Annotated in this window: 16 protein-coding genes and 1 tRNA gene; 11 read left to right on the forward strand and 6 right to left on the reverse strand. The window is 67.8% G+C overall.

The window, feature by feature from the left end; translation table 11 throughout:
- Positions 1-25 precede the first annotated feature (25 nt).
- Together IE187_RS05770 and IE187_RS05775 are read right to left on the reverse strand one after the other, a co-directional pair.
- Positions 26-343 (reverse strand): Rossmann fold domain-containing protein, encoded by a 318-nt coding sequence (locus tag IE187_RS05770; RefSeq protein WP_189675412.1) that lies wholly within the window; start codon positions 341-343, stop codon positions 26-28.
- Positions 340-711 (reverse strand): dihydroneopterin aldolase, encoded by a 372-nt coding sequence (locus tag IE187_RS05775; protein ID WP_133189837.1) that lies wholly within the window; start codon positions 709-711, stop codon positions 340-342. Before IE187_RS05775 ends, IE187_RS05770 begins: the two co-directional genes overlap by 4 nt.
- Positions 712-862: 151 nt before the next feature.
- Between IE187_RS05775 and IE187_RS05780 the strand changes: the two genes are divergently transcribed.
- The 4 genes from IE187_RS05780 to IE187_RS05795 are packed head-to-tail and all read left to right on the forward strand — an operon-like array spanning position 863 to position 3,792.
- On the forward strand, positions 863-1,375 hold the full coding sequence (locus IE187_RS05780) for a GNAT family N-acetyltransferase (RefSeq protein ID WP_189675414.1): 513 nt from the start codon (positions 863-865) through the stop codon (positions 1,373-1,375).
- Between the two features lie 46 nt (positions 1,376-1,421).
- Positions 1,422-1,988 (forward strand): DUF1285 domain-containing protein, encoded by a 567-nt coding sequence (locus IE187_RS05785; RefSeq protein WP_133189841.1) that lies wholly within the window; start codon positions 1,422-1,424, stop codon positions 1,986-1,988.
- Positions 1,985-2,581, forward strand: coding sequence for a CoA pyrophosphatase (locus tag IE187_RS05790; RefSeq protein ID WP_189675415.1), 597 nt, complete (start codon positions 1,985-1,987; stop codon positions 2,579-2,581). Before IE187_RS05785 ends, IE187_RS05790 begins: the two co-directional genes overlap by 4 nt.
- Positions 2,569-3,792 carry a CCA tRNA nucleotidyltransferase gene (locus IE187_RS05795; RefSeq protein WP_189675416.1) on the forward strand — a complete coding sequence of 408 codons (1,224 nt, stop codon included), beginning with the start codon at positions 2,569-2,571 and terminating at the stop codon, positions 3,790-3,792. The genes IE187_RS05790 and IE187_RS05795 overlap by 13 nt, the downstream gene beginning before the upstream one ends.
- On the opposite strand, the gene IE187_RS05800 is transcribed toward IE187_RS05795, so the two are convergent.
- Together IE187_RS05800 and parC are read right to left on the reverse strand one after the other, a co-directional pair.
- The gene (locus tag IE187_RS05800; protein WP_229839238.1) at positions 3,762-5,477 is read right to left on the reverse strand and encodes a putative bifunctional diguanylate cyclase/phosphodiesterase; all 1,716 of its coding nucleotides are present in this window, start codon (positions 5,475-5,477) and stop codon (positions 3,762-3,764) included. The genes IE187_RS05795 and IE187_RS05800 overlap by 31 nt on opposite strands.
- A 110-nt stretch (positions 5,478-5,587) precedes the next feature.
- A complete protein-coding gene (parC, locus tag IE187_RS05805) occupies positions 5,588-7,834 on the reverse strand; it encodes a DNA topoisomerase IV subunit A (RefSeq protein WP_189675417.1) in 2,247 nt (748 codons plus the stop codon).
- Between the two features lie 113 nt (positions 7,835-7,947).
- Here parC and IE187_RS05810 point away from each other — a divergent pair, with 113 nt between their 5' ends.
- The 6 genes from IE187_RS05810 (at position 7,948) to purQ (ending at position 13,839) form a co-directional block, all read left to right on the forward strand.
- A complete protein-coding gene (locus tag IE187_RS05810) occupies positions 7,948-8,820 on the forward strand; it encodes an alpha/beta hydrolase family protein (RefSeq protein ID WP_189675418.1) in 873 nt (290 codons plus the stop codon).
- Between the two features lie 271 nt (positions 8,821-9,091).
- Positions 9,092-10,306 carry a kynureninase gene (gene kynU, locus IE187_RS05815; protein WP_189675419.1) on the forward strand — a complete coding sequence of 405 codons (1,215 nt, stop codon included), beginning with the start codon at positions 9,092-9,094 and terminating at the stop codon, positions 10,304-10,306.
- Between the two features lie 114 nt (positions 10,307-10,420).
- Positions 10,421-11,200, forward strand: a complete 780-nt coding sequence (gene purC, locus IE187_RS05820) for a phosphoribosylaminoimidazolesuccinocarboxamide synthase (protein ID WP_133189851.1) — start codon at positions 10,421-10,423, stop codon at positions 11,198-11,200.
- A gap of 6 nt (positions 11,201-11,206) precedes the next feature.
- Entirely contained in the window at positions 11,207-12,859 is a 1,653-nt protein-coding gene (locus IE187_RS05825; protein WP_189675420.1) for a hypothetical protein, read from the forward strand.
- 81 nt (positions 12,860-12,940) lie between these two features.
- The gene (gene purS / locus IE187_RS05830) at positions 12,941-13,171 is read left to right on the forward strand and encodes a phosphoribosylformylglycinamidine synthase subunit PurS (protein WP_010185224.1); all 231 of its coding nucleotides are present in this window, start codon (positions 12,941-12,943) and stop codon (positions 13,169-13,171) included.
- Positions 13,168-13,839 (forward strand): phosphoribosylformylglycinamidine synthase subunit PurQ, encoded by a 672-nt coding sequence (gene purQ, locus IE187_RS05835; protein ID WP_189675421.1) that lies wholly within the window; start codon positions 13,168-13,170, stop codon positions 13,837-13,839. The genes purS and purQ overlap by 4 nt, the downstream gene beginning before the upstream one ends.
- A 201-nt stretch (positions 13,840-14,040) precedes the next feature.
- On the opposite strand, the gene IE187_RS05840 is transcribed toward purQ, so the two are convergent.
- Positions 14,041-14,805, reverse strand: a complete 765-nt coding sequence (locus IE187_RS05840; protein WP_133189857.1) for a queuosine precursor transporter — start codon at positions 14,803-14,805, stop codon at positions 14,041-14,043.
- 80 nt (positions 14,806-14,885) lie between these two features.
- Here IE187_RS05840 and IE187_RS05845 point away from each other — a divergent pair.
- Positions 14,886-14,962, forward strand: a tRNA-Arg gene (locus IE187_RS05845).
- A gap of 5 nt (positions 14,963-14,967) precedes the next feature.
- On the opposite strand, the gene IE187_RS05850 is transcribed toward IE187_RS05845, so the two are convergent.
- A complete protein-coding gene (locus tag IE187_RS05850) occupies positions 14,968-15,972 on the reverse strand; it encodes an MBL fold metallo-hydrolase (RefSeq protein ID WP_189675422.1) in 1,005 nt (334 codons plus the stop codon).
- Between the last annotated feature and the right edge of the window lie 41 nt (positions 15,973-16,013).

Consider the following 16,013-nt stretch of genomic DNA (forward strand, 5'->3'; position numbering starts at 1 on the left):
CCGGGCGCAAGGCCGAAGCGACACCTTAGCGAACCTCGAGCACCTGCCCCGTCGTCGAATGTGCGCTGACGAGATAGTCGGCCGCAGCGACCACGGCGTCGCAGTTCGCATCCGCCGCCACATCGAGCGCGGCAAGGCGCGTGTGCGGCGCAAGTTCGACCGCGAGCGGTGTAACCGCCGCCAGCAGCATGGCGCGATCGAGCGCTGCAACGCGCGCGTCGATCACCAGCAAGATCATCCCGGATTCGCGCGGCACCGTACGCACTGCAGCGACCGCGTCGCGATCATCCCCGAAAACCAGCGCCGACCGCGTGCCGAGCGCCGCCGCGAGCGCCGCCCTCACCGCCGGTTCCGCACCAGGGTAATGCCGATCGACTCGCCCGCCTCGGCGATGGCGAGCTTGACGATCGACACCTCGACGCGCGTGACCCGGCTGTCCTGCAGGAACAGCGTCTCGCAAATATGGTCTGCCACCGCCTCGACCAGCTTGAAATGTACGCCCGTCGGCAGCGCGGTCGTCGCCGCGTGCTTGAGGTCGAGATAGTTCTTCGAGGCGGCCAGCGGCGTCTCGGGATCGAAGCGATCGGGCACCGCCAGATCGACCGTCAGCGAGATCCGCAGCGGCTGCGGCAAATGCGTCTCCTCCGAATAGATGCCGGTCAGCACCATCACTTCGAGGTCGTGCACGTTGAGCGTCAAACGGTCGGTCAAATCGATCCCAATCCTGGTCGTATCGCCGCGCCCCATAGCAGAAGTCGCCGTGTGAGGAACCTTTGCCCTACGATGACGCTTGCGTTGGGGCTGATCGGGGGTAAAGCGCGCGGCCCGCGTGCTGCCATGCGGCCATGAAGGATCAACGCCCGTGATCGAGGTCTTGCCGATTGCCGCTGTCGCGCCCGACGCCGTCGAGGCGTTGCTCGACCGTGCCTTCGGGACCGACCGCCATGGCCGAACGGCATACCGAATCCGCGAAGGCATGGCCGCGATCCCCGCGCTGAGCCTCGCCGCAGTCGAGAACGGCGCGTTGATCGGCACGATCCAGTGCTGGCCGATTCGCTTCGCCGGAGACGACGGCGGCGACGTCGCGATGGTGCAAGTCGGCCCCGTCGCGGTCGCGCCCGACCGCCAGCAAGGCGGCATCGGCCGCATGCTGACTGCGCGGGCGCTGGCGGCGGCCGAAGCCGCGGGGCTCGACGATGCGCTGACGCTAATCGGCGACCCCGAATATTACAGCCGCTTCTTCGGCTTCGACGCAGCGCGCACAGCCGCGTGGCGCGTGCCCGGCCCGGTCGAGCGGCATCGCCTGCTCGCCCGCGGCGCGAACGTTCCGACCGGCGCCGGCCTGCTCGGACCGCGCGTGGCAGCCTTGGTCTGACGCGACGCGGCTTTACGAGGCGGCGCGCCTGTCCTACCGCGCCTTCATGCCCATGGAGCCGATCCCCGACCTTTCCGCTTTGTCGCTCGCCGACATTGCCCGCCTTGCCGAAGAGCAGAAGCTGCCCCCGGTCGAGCGCTGGAACCCGACGCATTGCGGCGACAGCGAAATGCGCATCGCGCGCGACGGGACGTGGTTCCACCAGGGATCGCCGATCGGACGCCAGGCGATGGTGCGGCTGTTCTCGACGATCCTGCGGCGCGAGCCCGATGGCGGCTATGTGCTCGTCACCCCGGTCGAGAAGCTCGACATTGACGTCGAGGACGCGCCGTTCGTCGCGGTCGAGCTGAAAGCATCGGGCGAAGGGCGTGCCGCGATGCTGACCTTCCGGCTCAACACCGGCGACCTCGTCACCGCCGATGCCGATCATCCGCTGCGCTTCGAACCGCGCGACGACGGCCCCCGCCCCTATCTGCGCGTCCGCGGCGAACTCGACGCGGTCGTGGCGCGGACGGTCTATTACGAACTCGCGCAGCGCGCGATCGATGGCGGCGAGACCCCGCCCGGCGTGTGGAGCGGCGGCGCGTTCTTCGCGCTGGAGCCCGCGGCATGACGCTGGTCGAACGGCTTCGCCAGGCGATGGCGATCGGCCACGCCGACACCGTGCTGCTGACCGGCGACCATGTCGATGTCGAGTCCATCGCGAGCCCGCTCGCCCAGGCCGCGGTGCTGATCCCAGTGACCGATCGCGCCGAACCTGGCGTGATCCTGACGCTTCGCACCGACACGCTGTCGCGCCATGCCGGACAAGTCGCCTTCCCTGGCGGCCGCGTCGATTCGGGCGATGCCGATGCGATCGCTGCCGCCTTGCGCGAAGCCGAGGAAGAGATTGCGCTGCCGCGTGACCGTGTGACGATCGTCGGCGAGGCCGACCGCTATCGTACCGTCACCGGCTTCGAGGTGACGCCGGTGATCGGCGTCGTGCCGCCCGATCTGGTGTTCACCCCGGCGATCGCCGAAGTGGCCGAAGTGTTCGAAGTCCCGCTCGGCTTCCTGCTCGATTCGGGCAACCACACCGAAGCCAGCGTCGAGTGGCAGGGGCGCAACCGGCATTATTACGAGATCCATTGGGATGGCCACCGCATCTGGGGCGCGACTGCGGCGATGATCGTCAATCTGTCGCGCCGGCTGCGATGGAACGGCTGATCCTTCCCGCCGCCGCGTGGCGGACGCGGCCGGGTCTGCCGGAGCTGTGCGACGTGCTCGGTGCCGCGCGCGGCGAGACGCGCTATGTCGGTGGCGCGGTGCGCGACACGCTGCTCGGAATCGACGTCGCCGATGTCGATCTGGCGACGCGCCATACCCCTGAAGACGTGATCGACCTGCTCGCTCGGGCGCGGATCAAGGCGGTTCCGACGGGGCTCGCGCATGGCACGATCACCGCAGTCCTCGCCGATGGCGCGCCGATCGAAGTGACGACGCTGCGCCGCGACACCGCGACCGACGGCCGCCACGCGACGGTCGCCTTCACCGACGATTGGCGCGAGGATGCGGCGCGGCGCGATTTCACGATCAACGCGCTCTATGCCGATCCGGCGAGCGGCGAGATCTTCGACTATTTCGGCGGGCTCGACGATCTCGCGGCGCGGCGCGTGCGCTTCATCGGCGATCCGTTGCAGCGCATCGCCGAGGATCATTTGCGCATCCTGCGCTTCTTCCGCTTCCATGCGCGCTTTGGTGACGCCCCCGATGCGGCGGGGCTCGACGCCTGCACGCAGCGCGCCAACGATCTGATGGCGCTGTCGCGCGAACGGATCTCGGCGGAATTCCTCAAGCTGCTCGTCGCGCCCAACGCCGTCGCGACGCTTGCGCTGATGATCGCGCGCGGCATCCTGCTGCCGGTGCTGCCCGAGATCGACGATTCTGGGGTAAGCCGCCTCGCCCGTGTCGCTGCGGCCGAGATGCACGCCGAACTCGCGCCCGATCCGCTCCGCCGCCTCGCGGCAGTGCTGCCGCGCGACCCCGTGATCGGCGAAAACGTCGGTGCACGGCTCAAACTGTCGAACGCGCAGCGCAAGCGGATCGTCTCGGCGCTGACCGATCCGACCGACTCGCCCCATCCGCTCGCCTATCGGCTGGGGCGCGACGGCGCGCTCGACCGCTGGCTGCTGACCGTCGAGGATGCGGCGGACGCGGTGCGCGGCGCACGCGAGATCGTCGCCTGGGAGATTCCGCGCTTCCCGCTGACCGGAGGGGCGCTCGTCCAGCGCGGCGTCAACAAGGGGCCCGACGTCGCGCGCTTGCTCAAGCAGATCGAGGATCGGTGGGTGGCAGAAACCTTCCCCGACGCCGCGCGCGCGAACGCGATCGCCGACGAAGCCGTCGCTCAGTGGCGGTCCTCGACCAGCATCGCATAAGCCGCCTCGGCCTCGAGCGGCCGCGCGTAGAGGTAGCCCTGGCCGTAAGTGCAGCCCAGCGCCGCCAGCGTCTGCGCGAGTTCGTTGGTCTCGATTCCCTCGGCCGTCGTCTTCATGCCGAGCGCTTGCGCCAGCGACAGGACCGCACGGACGATCGCGATCTTGTCGCGATCGGCGAGCATCCCACTGACGAAGCTGCGATCGATCTTGAGAATGTCGATCGGCAGCTTCTGGAGATAGGCGAGGTTCGAATAGCCCGTCCCGAAATCGTCCATCGCGATCGTCGTGCCGAGTCGCTTCAAGGCATGCATGATCCCGGCGATTCGGTCGGGATCGGTGACCAACGCACTTTCGGTCAGCTCGAGCGTGAAGCGCGAGCCCTCGAGCCCGTAAGCCGAGAGCGCAGCCTCGACGACGGGGGCGATGGTATCGCGCTGCAGCTGGATCGCCGAGAGATTGACCGCGAGTCGCACGCCGCAATGGCCGCCACAGCGCGCATCCCACTGCGCGAGCGTCGCGGCGGCTTCCTGGATCGCCCAGCGCCCGAGCGGCACGATCAGCCCCGATTCCTCGGCGACCGGGATGAAATCGTTGGGCGAATATTCCACGCCGTTCTCATCGCGCCAGCGCGCGAGCGATTCGAACGCGACGAGCTGCCCAGTCGAAAGGTCGCGAATCGGCTGATAGGTCAGCCGCATCTGGCCGCGCTCGATCGCGCGGCGCAGCGCGGTTTCCATGCCGAACTGTTCGCGCGCGATGTCGAACGCCTGCGTCTGATAGGCTTCGGTCTTGCCCGTCGCCTTCGAACGCTTGACCGCGAATTGCGCGTGGCGGATCAATTCCTCGCCATCTTCGATCGCCGCCGCGCCAAACGAAATGCCGATCGAGCAGGCGACGCGAATCTCGAAGTCGGAGAGGCGGAACGGCGTCGACAGCGCGCCCTGGATTCGCCGCGCGACGCGCTCGGCATCGCCGACCCCGTCCTCGAGCGTGAGCAGGATGCCGAATTCGTCGCCGCCGGTGCGTGCGAGCACATCCTGTGCGCGCAAGGCGCCCTTGAGCCGACGCGCGACGGTGATGAGCAGTTCGTCCCCCGCCATCGATCCGAGACAGGCGTTGACGCGGCTGAAGCGATCGAGATCGATCACCAACACGGCGTAATTCGCACGCTCGGTCGGTTCTTCGAGCAACATTTCGAGCCGATCGCTGAACCCGGCACGGTTGGGCAGCCCGGTCAGACTGTCGGTGAGCATCTCACGCCGCAGATTGTGTTCGGTGCGCAATTCGGCGGTCTGGTCGACCAACGCGAGCATGCAGCGCTGCAGTGGGTTGCGTTCGAGCCGTGCGAGCGTTGCCTGGTAATAATGGCAATCGACCTTGTCGCCGAACTCGACCGAGAATTCGGTGCGCAGCGTATCGCCCTCGATGAACGCGACGATCTGCGGCTCGATCTGCGCGATCAGCGAACGCCGCCGGTCGTTCATGCCGAGGCCGGCAATTTCATACGCGCGGTTGGCGATCTGAACCGTCACCCCCGAGTCGCCGAGCGCGACCATCGCCGCGGGGATCGGCAAGAGGTCGATCATCCGAGCCGCCATCGCCACCGATGTCGGATAGGCCTCCAGCGCCGCCGAGGGCATCGGAGGGGTCGCATGCGTCAGCACGGGATTGGACTTCGGCGCCATAGTCCTGGCGATAGGGTCGATTCGTTAACATCCCTCTTAGTCGAAACGATTTTCCCCGATTTCCGCCAGAAATCCGATGCTTTGCAAACAGATGGGAGCGGTTGTTCGCGCTAGAATCGATTGTCGCGCGGGAACCCGTTGGGCGGCATCCGCCCCGCCGCGCCCCGCGCTGCGCGCCACGGCGCGAGGTCGGTTTCGGTGCGCGTCCGGCCGGTATCGCCCCCCATCGGCCAGCTCAGTCCGTCGGCAAAGACGAAGGTGATCGCATCCGACAAGCCGCCATCGCGGAAGCGCATCAGCTGCACCCCCTGCCCGCGCGACAGCTCGGCAAGCTCGCTCAGCGGGAAGACGAGCAAGCGGCGATTGTCACCGATCGCCGCGACATAATCGTGCGCCGGATCGACCGGGCGGACGAGCTTGAGCTTGGCGCCGAGTCGCGGCGTGACGACGGTCTTGCCCTTGCGCGTCTCGGCGATGATGTCGGCGGTGCGCACGAGGAAGCCGCGCCCGTCGGTCGCCGCGACGAGCAGCCTTTCGGCAAGGCTCGCGCGGAAGATCTCGACGATGTCGACATCGCCATCGAGGTCGATCATCAACCGCACCGGCTCGCCGAAACCGCGCCCGCCCGGCAGGCGATCGGCCGCGAGCGTGTAGAAGCGGCCGTTCTCGGCGGCGATCATGATCTTGTCGGTGGTCTGCGCGGTGAAATCGAACGCCGCGGCGTCGCCATCCTTGAACTTCACGGCGGCAACCCCGGCGGCATCGAGATGCCCCTTCATCGCGCGAATCCAGCCACGCTGCGACAGGATCACGGTGATCGGCTCGCGCTCGATCATCGCTTCCAACGGGATGTCGCGCGCCGGCGCCGCCTCGGCGACGGTGGTCCGACGGCGGCCGAGCTTGGTCTCGGGGCCGTAGCGCTCGCGCAGCTTGCCGAAATCCTTCTTGAGCCGCGTGCGCTGCCGCGCTTCGCTGCCGAGCAGCGCCTCGAGCCCCGAGCGCTCGTTCTCGAGCCCGTCGCGCTCCTTGCGCAGCTCCATTTCCTCGAGCCTTCGGAGCGAGCGCAACCGCATGTTGAGGATCGCCTCGACCTGGCGGTCGTTGAGTTCGAACTCGGCCATCATCACTGGCTTGGGTTCGTCCTCGGTGCGGATGATCTCGATCACGCGGTCGAGGTTGAGATAGGCGATGATATAGCCGTCGAGCAGCTCGATCCGGTCGCGAATCTTGTCGAGCCGATGCGCGGTGCGGCGCTGGAGCACGATGAACTGGTGCGTGATCCACGCGAGCAGCGCCTGGCGCAAGCTCATCACGCGCGGCGTGCGGTCGGCGTCGAGCAGATTGAGGTTCATGCTGAAGCGGACCTCGAGGTCCGTCATCTTGAACAGGCTCTCCATCAGCATGTCGGGCTCGACCGAGCGGCTGCGCGGTTCGATCACGACGCGGATTTCCGAATCCGATTCGTCGCGGACGTCGGCGAGGATCGGCAGCTTCTTGTCGTTGATCAGTGCGGCGATCTGCTCGATCAATTTGCCCTTCTGCACGCCGTACGGGATCTCGGTGATGATCGCGTTCCAGCCGCCCCCTTTTTCCTTCTCGATGCTCCAGCGCGCGCGCAGCCGAAAGCCGCCGCGGCCGGTCGCGTAGGCCTCGGCGATCGCCGCGGGCGAATCGACGACGAGCCCGCCGGTCGGGAAATCGGGCCCCTGGATATGCTGCAGCATCGCGGCATCGTCAGCCTCGGGCTGGTCGATCAGCATGATCGCCGCGTCGTACAGCTCGGCGACATTGTGCGGCGGGATGTTGGTCGCCATGCCGACCGCGATCCCCGCCGCGCCATTGGCGAGCAGGTTGGGGAAGGCGCCGGGGAAGAGCTCGGGCTCCTGCTCTTCGTTATTGTAGGTCGGCTTGTAGTTGACCGCGTCCTCGTCGAGGCCCGCCATCAGGTCCATCGCGACCTGCGTCAGCCGCGCCTCGGTGTAGCGGAAGGCGGCGGCGCCATCGCCGTCGATATTGCCGAAATTGCCCTGACCCTCGACCAACGGGTAGCGCACCGAGAAATCCTGCGCGAGGCGGACCATCGCGTCGTACACCGACGAATCGCCGTGCGGGTGATATTTGCCGATCACCTCGCCGACGACGCGCGCCGATTTCTTGTACGGCGTGCTCGGGTCCATCCGCAGCTGGCGCATCGCCCATAGCAGGCGGCGGTGCACCGGCTTCATCCCGTCGCGCACATCGGGCAGCGAGCGCGCGGTGATCGTCGAAAGCGCATAGACGAGGTAGCGATCGCTCAGCGCGCTATCGAACGGCGCGTCGACGATGGCGTTGAAGGGATCGGTCACATCGGTTGGCATCCTCCGGCGGTAGCAGCGCTATTCGCTGGTGGCGAGATGCCAGCACGGCGTTTACAGGCGGGGGCATGCTGCGTCTTCTCCCGCTCGCCCTGATCGCTGTATCGACAGCCTCCATGTCCCAGACCCCGCCCCCCGCTCCCGCCGCACCTGCGCCCGCCGCGCTGCTGACCTGGCCCGATCTGACCAAGCGGCCCCAGCCCGCCCCCGATGCGACGATCGATTATGGCCCCGACGCCTTGCAGAAGGTCGACGTCTGGCTGCCCGCCGGCGCTGGCAAGCATCCCGTCGTGGTGATGGTGCATGGCGGCTGCTGGACGACAAGCATCGCCGATCGCCGGCTGATGAACTGGATCGCCGACGATCTGCGGCGCGACGGCATCGCGGTGTGGAACGTCGAATATCGCGGCGTCGATAAGAGCGGCGGCGGCTATCCGGGGACCTTCCTCGATGCGGGCGCGGCGGCTGATGCGCTGCGCACGCATGCGGCGGAGTATCACCTCAATACCAAGCGAATCGTCGTCGTCGGGCATTCGGCGGGCGGCCATCTCGCTTTGTGGCTCGCCGGTCGGTCGCGGATCGCGCCAACAAGTCCGCTGTATACGGCGCACCCGCTGAAGATCGCGCGTGTCGTCAGCCTCGGTGGATTGCCCGATCTCGAGGCGACTGCGGCGAGCCCCGACAATGGCTGCGGCGTCGAGGTGGTCGCTCAGCTCGTCGGCAAGCCCGGTGCGCGGGCGGATGTCTATGCCGACACCTCGGTCCCTCGGCTGCTACCGCTCGGCGTGCCGCAGGATCTGGTCAACGGGCGCGAGGACAAGATCATCCCGGTGCGACTCGGAACGGACTATGTCGCGGCGGCGCAGGCCAAGGGCGACACGGCGACGCTGCATCTGGTCGAGCGGACGGGGCATGTCGAACTGATCGCGCCAGAGAGCGCGGCCTGGGCGCGAGCGAAGGCGCTTATCGCAGCGGGGCCGAAGAAGTGAGCGTGCTGTCCTTTACAATTTCGAGCAACGGCCGCCGCACCGCGCCTCCCTTCCCTGGAAGAGCGTCGGGTGAACAGCGCCCCGCGCTGTTCAGGTCATGCCGGGGGCATGACCGACCCGACGCTGGGCTGGGGGTGGGTCGGCCCGTTGCCGCGGGCAGCACCCGCCCTAGGCCGACCCACCCCCTACCCCTCCCTTCCAGGGAGGGGAGTCGGTTGCGCTCCGCCTCGCGCAACCCAGTCAAACAAAACTTCTCCACCAAGGCATCCGCATGACCCGCGACGAAGCCCGCGCGCTCGACGCCGCCGACCCCCTCCGCGCCTATCGCGACCGCTTCGCGCTCCCCGCAGGTGTGATCTACCTCGACGGCAACTCGCTCGGCCCGCTCCCCCGCGCCACCGCGCCCGCACTCGCCGACATGGCGGAGCGACAATGGGGCGAGCGGCTGATCCGCAGTTGGAACGAAGGCTGGATCGACGCGCCGCAGCGCATCGGCGGCAAGATCGCCGCGCTGATCGGCGCCGAGCCCGACGAAGTGATCGTCGCCGATTCGACCTCGGTCAACCTGTTCAAGCTGCTCGTCGCCGCACTCCGCCACGCGGCGCCCCGCACGACGATCGTCAGCGAGACGGGCAATTTCCCGACCGACCTCCACATCGCCGAGGGCGCGGCGGGCTGCGTCCCCGGCGCGCGCCTCAACGCGGTCGCACGTGTCGATCTCGCCAGAGCGATCGACGGCGATACTGCGCTGCTGATGCTCACCCACGTCCACTACAAGACCGCCGAGCGATTCGACATGGCGGCCTGGACCACCCGCGCGCACGACGCTGGCGCCCTCGCGCTCTGGGACCTAAGCCACAGCGTCGGCGCAATCCCGCTCGATCTCAATGGCGCCGGCGCCGATCTCGCGATCGGCTGCGGCTACAAATATCTCAACGGCGGCCCCGGCGCGCCGGCCTTCCTGTTCGTCTCGCGCCGGTTGCAGGAGCAGCTCGCCAGCCCGCTCTCGGGCTGGATGGGCCATGCCGCGCCGTTCGCGTTCGGCGACGCCTACAGCCCCGCCCCCGGCATCAAGCGCTGGCTCGCCGGAACCCCCTCGATGCTGGCGATGGCCGGGCTCGAGGCCGGGATCGACCTGTGGCGCGACGTCGACCAGCAGCAGGTCGCCACCAAGAGCGCCGCCCTGTTCGACGCGCTCGCCGCGATCGGGGCAAACCTCGGCCTCGAATGCGTGTCACCCGCCGACCCGAGCGCGCGCGGCAGCCATATCAGCTTCCGCCACCCGCAAGCCTATGCGCTGTGCCAAGCGTTGATCGCGCGCGGCGTGATCGGCGATTTCCGCGATCCCGACATCCTGCGCTTTGGGCTGACGCCGCTGTATCTCGGCTTCGAAGACGTGGTCCGCGCGGGCGCGATACTCGGCGAAATCCTCGGCGACGGCAGCTACGCCGATCCGGCGTTCGCCACGCGCAACGCGGTCACTTGACGCCCGCGCCAAGCTGATTGCACCCCCGGCATGCATCCGGTATAGCCGCTGCTCTTCCCGCCCCGGCCCGCGATCGCGTTGCCGGGGCCGCTTCATTTAAGGGTTTCCGCGCACATGGCACGCCGCCGCCAGATCTACGAAGGCAAGGCCAAGATCCTTTACGAGGGTCCCGAGCCGGGTACGCTGATCCAATATTTCAAGGATGACGCCACCGCTTTCAACGCCCAGAAAAAGGGCACGATCAGCGGCAAGGGCGTGCTCAACAACCGGATTTCCGAGCACATCTTCACGTTGCTCGGGCTGATCGGCGTGCCGACGCACTTCATCCGCCGGCTCAACATGCGCGAGCAGTTGATCCGCCAGGTCGAGATCATCCCGATCGAAGTCGTCGTGCGCAACGTCGCGGCGGGCTCGATCTCGACTCGCCTCGGGATCGAAGAAGGCACGCAGCTGCCGCGCACGATCATCGAATATTATTACAAGGACGATGCGCTCGGCGATCCGATGATCACCGACGAGCATATCGCCGCGTTCGGCTGGGCGGGCCAGGAGGAGATGCACGACATCGCCGACCTCGCGATCCGCATCAACGATTTCCTGTGCGGTCTGTTCGCCGGGATCGGCATCCGTCTCGTCGACTTCAAGCTCGAATTCGGGCGCGTGTGGGATAACGACTATCCCCGCATCCTGCTCGCCGACGAGATCAGCCCCGATGGCTGCCGTTTGTGGGACATGACGACCAACGAGAAGCTCGACAAGGATCGTTTCCGTCGCGATCTCGGCGGTGAGGTCGAGGCCTATCAGGAAGTCGCGCGCCGGCTCGGCCTGCTGACCGAGGAGACCGACGGTGCGGTGCTCGATCTCGAGCAGCATCGTTTGAACAAGGGCAAGTAAGCCCCAATGCAAGCGCGAGCGCTGGCGCGGGCGGCCTGGCCGTTCGCGGCGCTCGCGCTGGCGTATCTGCTGACGGTGTGGCGCGTGGTCGGGCTTCCCGGCCTGCGCGACCCTTCTTTGCTCTACTGGCACGACTGGCAGGACCAGGCGTTGTACGTGCGCTCGGCGAGCGCGCTGGCGGCGGGGAACTTCGACCCCGCCGTCCATTATTATCCGCTGCTCTATCCGCTGCTGGGCATGCCGTTCCTGCAGGCGTGGCCGAGCCAGCCCTTCTTCCTCGTCGATCTCGCCTGCTATCTGCTCGCCTTCGCCGGGTTCAGGAGCGTTGCGCGCGCATTCGGCGTGCCCGGCGCGGGGGCGGCACTGCTGTTCGCCGCGACGACGCTCGCCCAATTCGGCATCGCCAAGCTTTGGATCGAGCCCTGGACGACGACACCCTCGGCGGCCTTGCTGTGGCTCGCGCTCGGCGCGATGGCGCAACTGTGGGCGAATCCGCGCATGTCCGTACCCCGGCGAAAGCCGGGGCCCAGTCGCGATGCAGCGGCTAACGAAGCGCTGCCCGAGCCTACGGCCCGAGCGCTCCTGGGCCGCGGCCTTCGCCGGGGTGCAGGAGAAGCGGGCAGCGCCACCACCACATCCCGCTGGCCCGCGAGCATCATCGGCATCACGCTCGGGCTGATCCCGTTCGCTCGGCCCGGCGATGCGATCATCGGCGCGATCATCGCGCTCTCGGCGGCGGCAGCGCTCTACCGTGCGCGCGACGGGCGCGCCGCTGGTATCGCAATCGGCAGCTTCGCGATCGCCTTTGCGCTCCTCGCCACGCTCTACATCGCAATCTATGGCGCCGCGCCCAGCCCCTACATGCTCTATTCGGCGCAATACGGCTTCACCTTCGCCTGGCTCGGCTGGAAGGCGTATGTCGTGCTCGTCGACCCGCGCGGCTGGTTCGGCGAGGGGATGGGGTTGCTCGAATATGCGCCGTGGCTGCTGCTCGGCGGCGCGGGGCTGATCGCGGCGTGCCTCGCGACGCCGCCTGCGCGACGGCCCGTGACGCTCACCGTCGTTGCTGCGGGGGTGATCTACGGCGTGCTGATGCTGGCGTATGTCGATCTGCTGCCGACCGGCCTGTGGCGCTTCAACAATCTGCACTATTTCAAATGGGTGTTGCCGCTGTTCGGCCTGTTCGCGCTGCGCTTCCTGCTCGACGCGCGCCGCCGCCCGATCCTGCTGATCGCGCTAGCCCCCGTACTGCTCGCGCTGACGATCCGGCTCGAACCCATTCGCGTCGGGCCGAGCGAGCCCGCGCGGATGGTGATCTTCCCCGCCCCCAACGCGGCGGAATGGATCCCGACCTATTTTGCCACCGCCTGGATGGCCGACACGACCGGCGAGCTGCGCAATTCGTTCGACTATCACCAGATCCTAGTGTCCGGCCGAGTCCATGCCGTCGCGTTGCGCCGCGCCTTCACCGGCGACGAACGCTGGCTCGGCGACGCGCATGTCCGCGCCTTGCTCGCAGGAAAGGATGATGGCGGCTTCGCGCCGCTCTATCTGACCGGCCCCTGGCCCAAGCCCGCGCTCGCCCGCTACGGCATCGCGACGACGATCGGCCTGCCACACTGGTTCGGCGGCGCGCCTGCCGTACCCAAGGCCGAGTGAGCCGCGCGCGTAAAGCTTGCGACACGGGCCGCGGGTCGCCATAGGCTTGCGCGCTCAACCGTCGTAGCCAGGACAAGCCCCATGAAGCTCCGCATTTTCGTCACGCTGAAGCCCGGCGTGCTCGATCCGCAGGGCCGCGCGATCCACAAGGCGCTCGGCACTCTCGGTTTCGCCGGCGTCAACGATGTCCGCGCGGGCAAGCTGATCGAACTCGACGTCGCCGACGACACCACCGACGAGCGCGTCGATGCGATGTGCCGCGAACTGCTCGCCAACACCGTCATCGAAAACTATCGGGTCGAGCGCGTATGAAGACCGCAGTCCTCGTCTTCCCCGGCTCGAACTGCGACCGCGATATCGCGACCGCGCTTGAGCAGGTCGGCGGCACCGCGCCGACGATGGTGTGGCACGCCGAGACCGAACTGCCCGACGGCGTCGGCCTCATCGCGATTCCCGGCGGCTTTTCGTACGGCGACTATCTCCGCTCGGGCGCGATCGGCGCGCGATCGCCGATCATGCGCGCGGTGAGCGACGCGGCGGGGCGCGGCGTGCCCGTGCTCGGCATTTGCAACGGCTTCCAGATCCTGACCGAGGCGGGCCTGCTGCCGGGCGCGCTGATGCGCAATGCCGGGCTCGACTTCGTCTGCCGCGACGTCGCGCTGACGGTCGGCACCAGCCAGAGCGTCTTCACCAGCCGCTACGCCGCGGGCGAGCAGATCGTCTATCCGGTCGCGCATCACGACGGCAATTACTCGGCCGACGCGGAAACGCTCGACCGGCTCGAGGGCGAAGGCCGTGTCGCGTTCCGCTATGCGGGGCCGGTCAACGGCTCGGCGCGCGGCATCGCCGGCGTGCTGAGCCCGGCGGGCAACGTGCTCGGCCTGATGCCGCACCCCGAGCGCCGGATCGAAACCGCGGCGCATGGCGGCGACGACGGCCGGCGGATGTTCGAGGGCCTGTTCGAGGCGGTCGGGGCCTGAGACGGGTGCGATAACGGAGGCCGTGCCGGTCGCGATCCCTGCGGGTACTGCGCTACCCTAACCCCGTTCGTGCTGAGCGTGTCGAAGCACTTTTCTTTCTTTCGAGCGTGGAAACAAGAACAGCCCTTCGACAGGCTCAGGGCGAACGGGGTTTGGAGGTCGGGATTTGGGGTCGACGCGCTCGCCGAGCGACGCAGCCCCTCAGACCCGCGCGCGGAACGGCGAGAAGTCGGTCCCGCGGTCGTATACGTCGACCCCCTCGCCGCGCTTGAGGAAGTTCACCACGAGATAGGTGAACGGCGTCAGCAGCACCTCCCACGACACCTTCAACAAGAACTGGCTGACCATCACCGCGAGCATCGCCTCGACCGGCCAATCGGGCGCGCCGTAGAAGGCGAGCGGGTAGAAGATCAGGCTGTCGAACCCCTGCGCCACGACGGTCGAACCGATCGTCCGCGTCCACAGCATCCGGCCCTCGGTCAGGATCTTGAGCTTGGCGAGCACGAAACTGTTGGCGAATTCGCCGACCCAGAAGGCGGTCACCGAGGCGAGGATGATGCGCAAGCCGGTCGCCGCGGCGGGATCGACGAAGATCGAGCGACCGAAGACATATTCGTACGCCGCTTGCCCGTTCCACGCCGCCGCCGGCGGCAAAGCGACGACGATCTGCTCCATCAGCGCGAGGAAGATCAGCGCGCCGAACCCCGCCCACACGCAGCGCCGCGCGCGGGCATAGCCGTACACCTCGGTCAGGATGTCGCCGATCACATAGCTGACCGGGAAGAACAGGATTCCTGCGCCGAACGGCCAGGGCCCGATCCACGGCAAGTCGATCACCGAGCGTTTCCCCGCGCCGACGACGTTCGACAGCAACAGGACGACGACGAAGGCGACCATGACGAAATCGAAATAGCGGAATTCGCGACCGCGCGTCTGCTCCGCGGTGATCGTTTTCAAACCATCCATGTCGTTTCGCTCCCTGATCGACCCAAGCTATGAAGCCGGTTTCGCGCGCACGCAATCCGCGCTAATGGCACAGCCAGTGCGCGCCCGTAGCTCAGTTGGATAGAGCAAGGAGCTTCTACCTCCTCGGTCGGGGGTTCGACTCCCTCCGGGCGCGCCAACGCCTCAGGCGGCCGCGCCGCTCGCCCCTCGATCCATGTCGTACTCCCCGCCCGGTTCCGCCGCGACGAAGCGCGATGCCGCGATCCCCGCCGCCGACAGCTCCGCGCCCAGCGCCAACCGCGGCGCATCGCGCGCTTCGTCGGTGAGTTGGAACGTGCCCCAATGGATGCCGAGCGCCTGCCCCGCATCCACATCCTCGAAAATTCGCACGGCTTCCGCCGGATCGACATGCTGCTCGGCCATGAACCAGCGTGGTTCGTACGCACCGATCGGGATCAGCGCGACGTCGGGCGCGCCGAGCCGCTCGCGGACGCTGCGAAAGATCGCGCCGTCGCCATAGCCCGTGTCGCCGACGAACCACACCGTCCCCACCGGCGTCTGAAGATAGTGTCCGGCCCACAGCGCCATGCGCACGTCGGTCGGCCAGCGATTCGCCCAGTGCCGCGCGGGGGTCAGCGTCGTCGTGAAGCCCTCAGCCAGTGCCAGGCTGTCCCACCAGTCGCCGACGACGCAACGTGCCTCGGGGATCGCCGCGCGGATGATCGCGTCGTTTCCGAGCGGCATCGCCATCAGCGGCGCGTGCGCGGCGTGGAGCCGGCGCAGCGTGGCGAGATCGAGATGGTCGTAATGGCAGTGGCTGAGCAGCACGATGTGGATCGGCGGCAGATCCTCGAACGCGATCCCCGGCGCGGTGACTCGCTTGGGGCCGAGGAAGGAGAAGGGGCTCGCGCGTTCCGACCACACCGGGTCGGTCAGGATATTGACCCCCGCCGCCTGGATCAGCAGCGACGCGTGGCCGACCATCGTGACGCGCAAGCCGTCGTGCCGCGCGACGGGCTTGGCCGGGACCACCGGCACCGACGCCGGCCAGCGCGCTGCGCCGTTCGCGAGCTTCCAGCGCAGCACCGCGCCGAGCCCGGCATCGCTTGGCGGCTGGCCAGGGTTGAAGAAGCGCACGCCGTCGAAATGGTCGCTCGGCGGGCCTGAATAATAGCGGTTACGGGGCATGCTATGCGCCTGGATAGGGGTTCAACAGACACGCCTCCCCA

This window comes from Sphingomonas glacialis (assembly GCF_014653575.1).
GTDB lineage: Bacteria > Pseudomonadota > Alphaproteobacteria > Sphingomonadales > Sphingomonadaceae > Sphingomonas > Sphingomonas glacialis.

Excerpts from the sequence above, each read along its gene's own strand:
- IE187_RS05785 (WP_133189841.1), top strand. The coding sequence starts at position 1,422 with ATGCCCATGGAGCCGATCCCCGACCTTTCCGCTTTGTCGCTCGCCGAC.
- IE187_RS05790 (WP_189675415.1), top strand. The coding sequence starts at position 1,985 with ATGACGCTGGTCGAACGGCTTCGCCAGGCGATGGCGATCGGCCACGCC.
- IE187_RS05795 (WP_189675416.1), top strand. The coding sequence starts at position 2,569 with ATGGAACGGCTGATCCTTCCCGCCGCCGCGTGGCGGACGCGGCCGGGT.
- IE187_RS05800 (WP_229839238.1), bottom strand. The coding sequence starts at position 5,477 with ATGGCGCCGAAGTCCAATCCCGTGCTGACGCATGCGACCCCTCCGATG.
- parC (WP_189675417.1), bottom strand. The coding sequence starts at position 7,834 with ATGCCAACCGATGTGACCGATCCCTTCAACGCCATCGTCGACGCGCCG.
- IE187_RS05810 (WP_189675418.1), top strand. The coding sequence starts at position 7,948 with ATGTCCCAGACCCCGCCCCCCGCTCCCGCCGCACCTGCGCCCGCCGCG.
- kynU (WP_189675419.1), top strand. The coding sequence starts at position 9,092 with ATGACCCGCGACGAAGCCCGCGCGCTCGACGCCGCCGACCCCCTCCGC.
- purC (WP_133189851.1), top strand. The coding sequence starts at position 10,421 with ATGGCACGCCGCCGCCAGATCTACGAAGGCAAGGCCAAGATCCTTTAC.
- IE187_RS05825 (WP_189675420.1), top strand. The coding sequence starts at position 11,207 with ATGCAAGCGCGAGCGCTGGCGCGGGCGGCCTGGCCGTTCGCGGCGCTC.
- purS (WP_010185224.1), top strand. The coding sequence starts at position 12,941 with ATGAAGCTCCGCATTTTCGTCACGCTGAAGCCCGGCGTGCTCGATCCG.
- purQ (WP_189675421.1), top strand. The coding sequence starts at position 13,168 with ATGAAGACCGCAGTCCTCGTCTTCCCCGGCTCGAACTGCGACCGCGAT.
- IE187_RS05840 (WP_133189857.1), bottom strand. The coding sequence starts at position 14,805 with ATGGATGGTTTGAAAACGATCACCGCGGAGCAGACGCGCGGTCGCGAA.
- IE187_RS05850 (WP_189675422.1), bottom strand. The coding sequence starts at position 15,972 with ATGCCCCGTAACCGCTATTATTCAGGCCCGCCGAGCGACCATTTCGAC.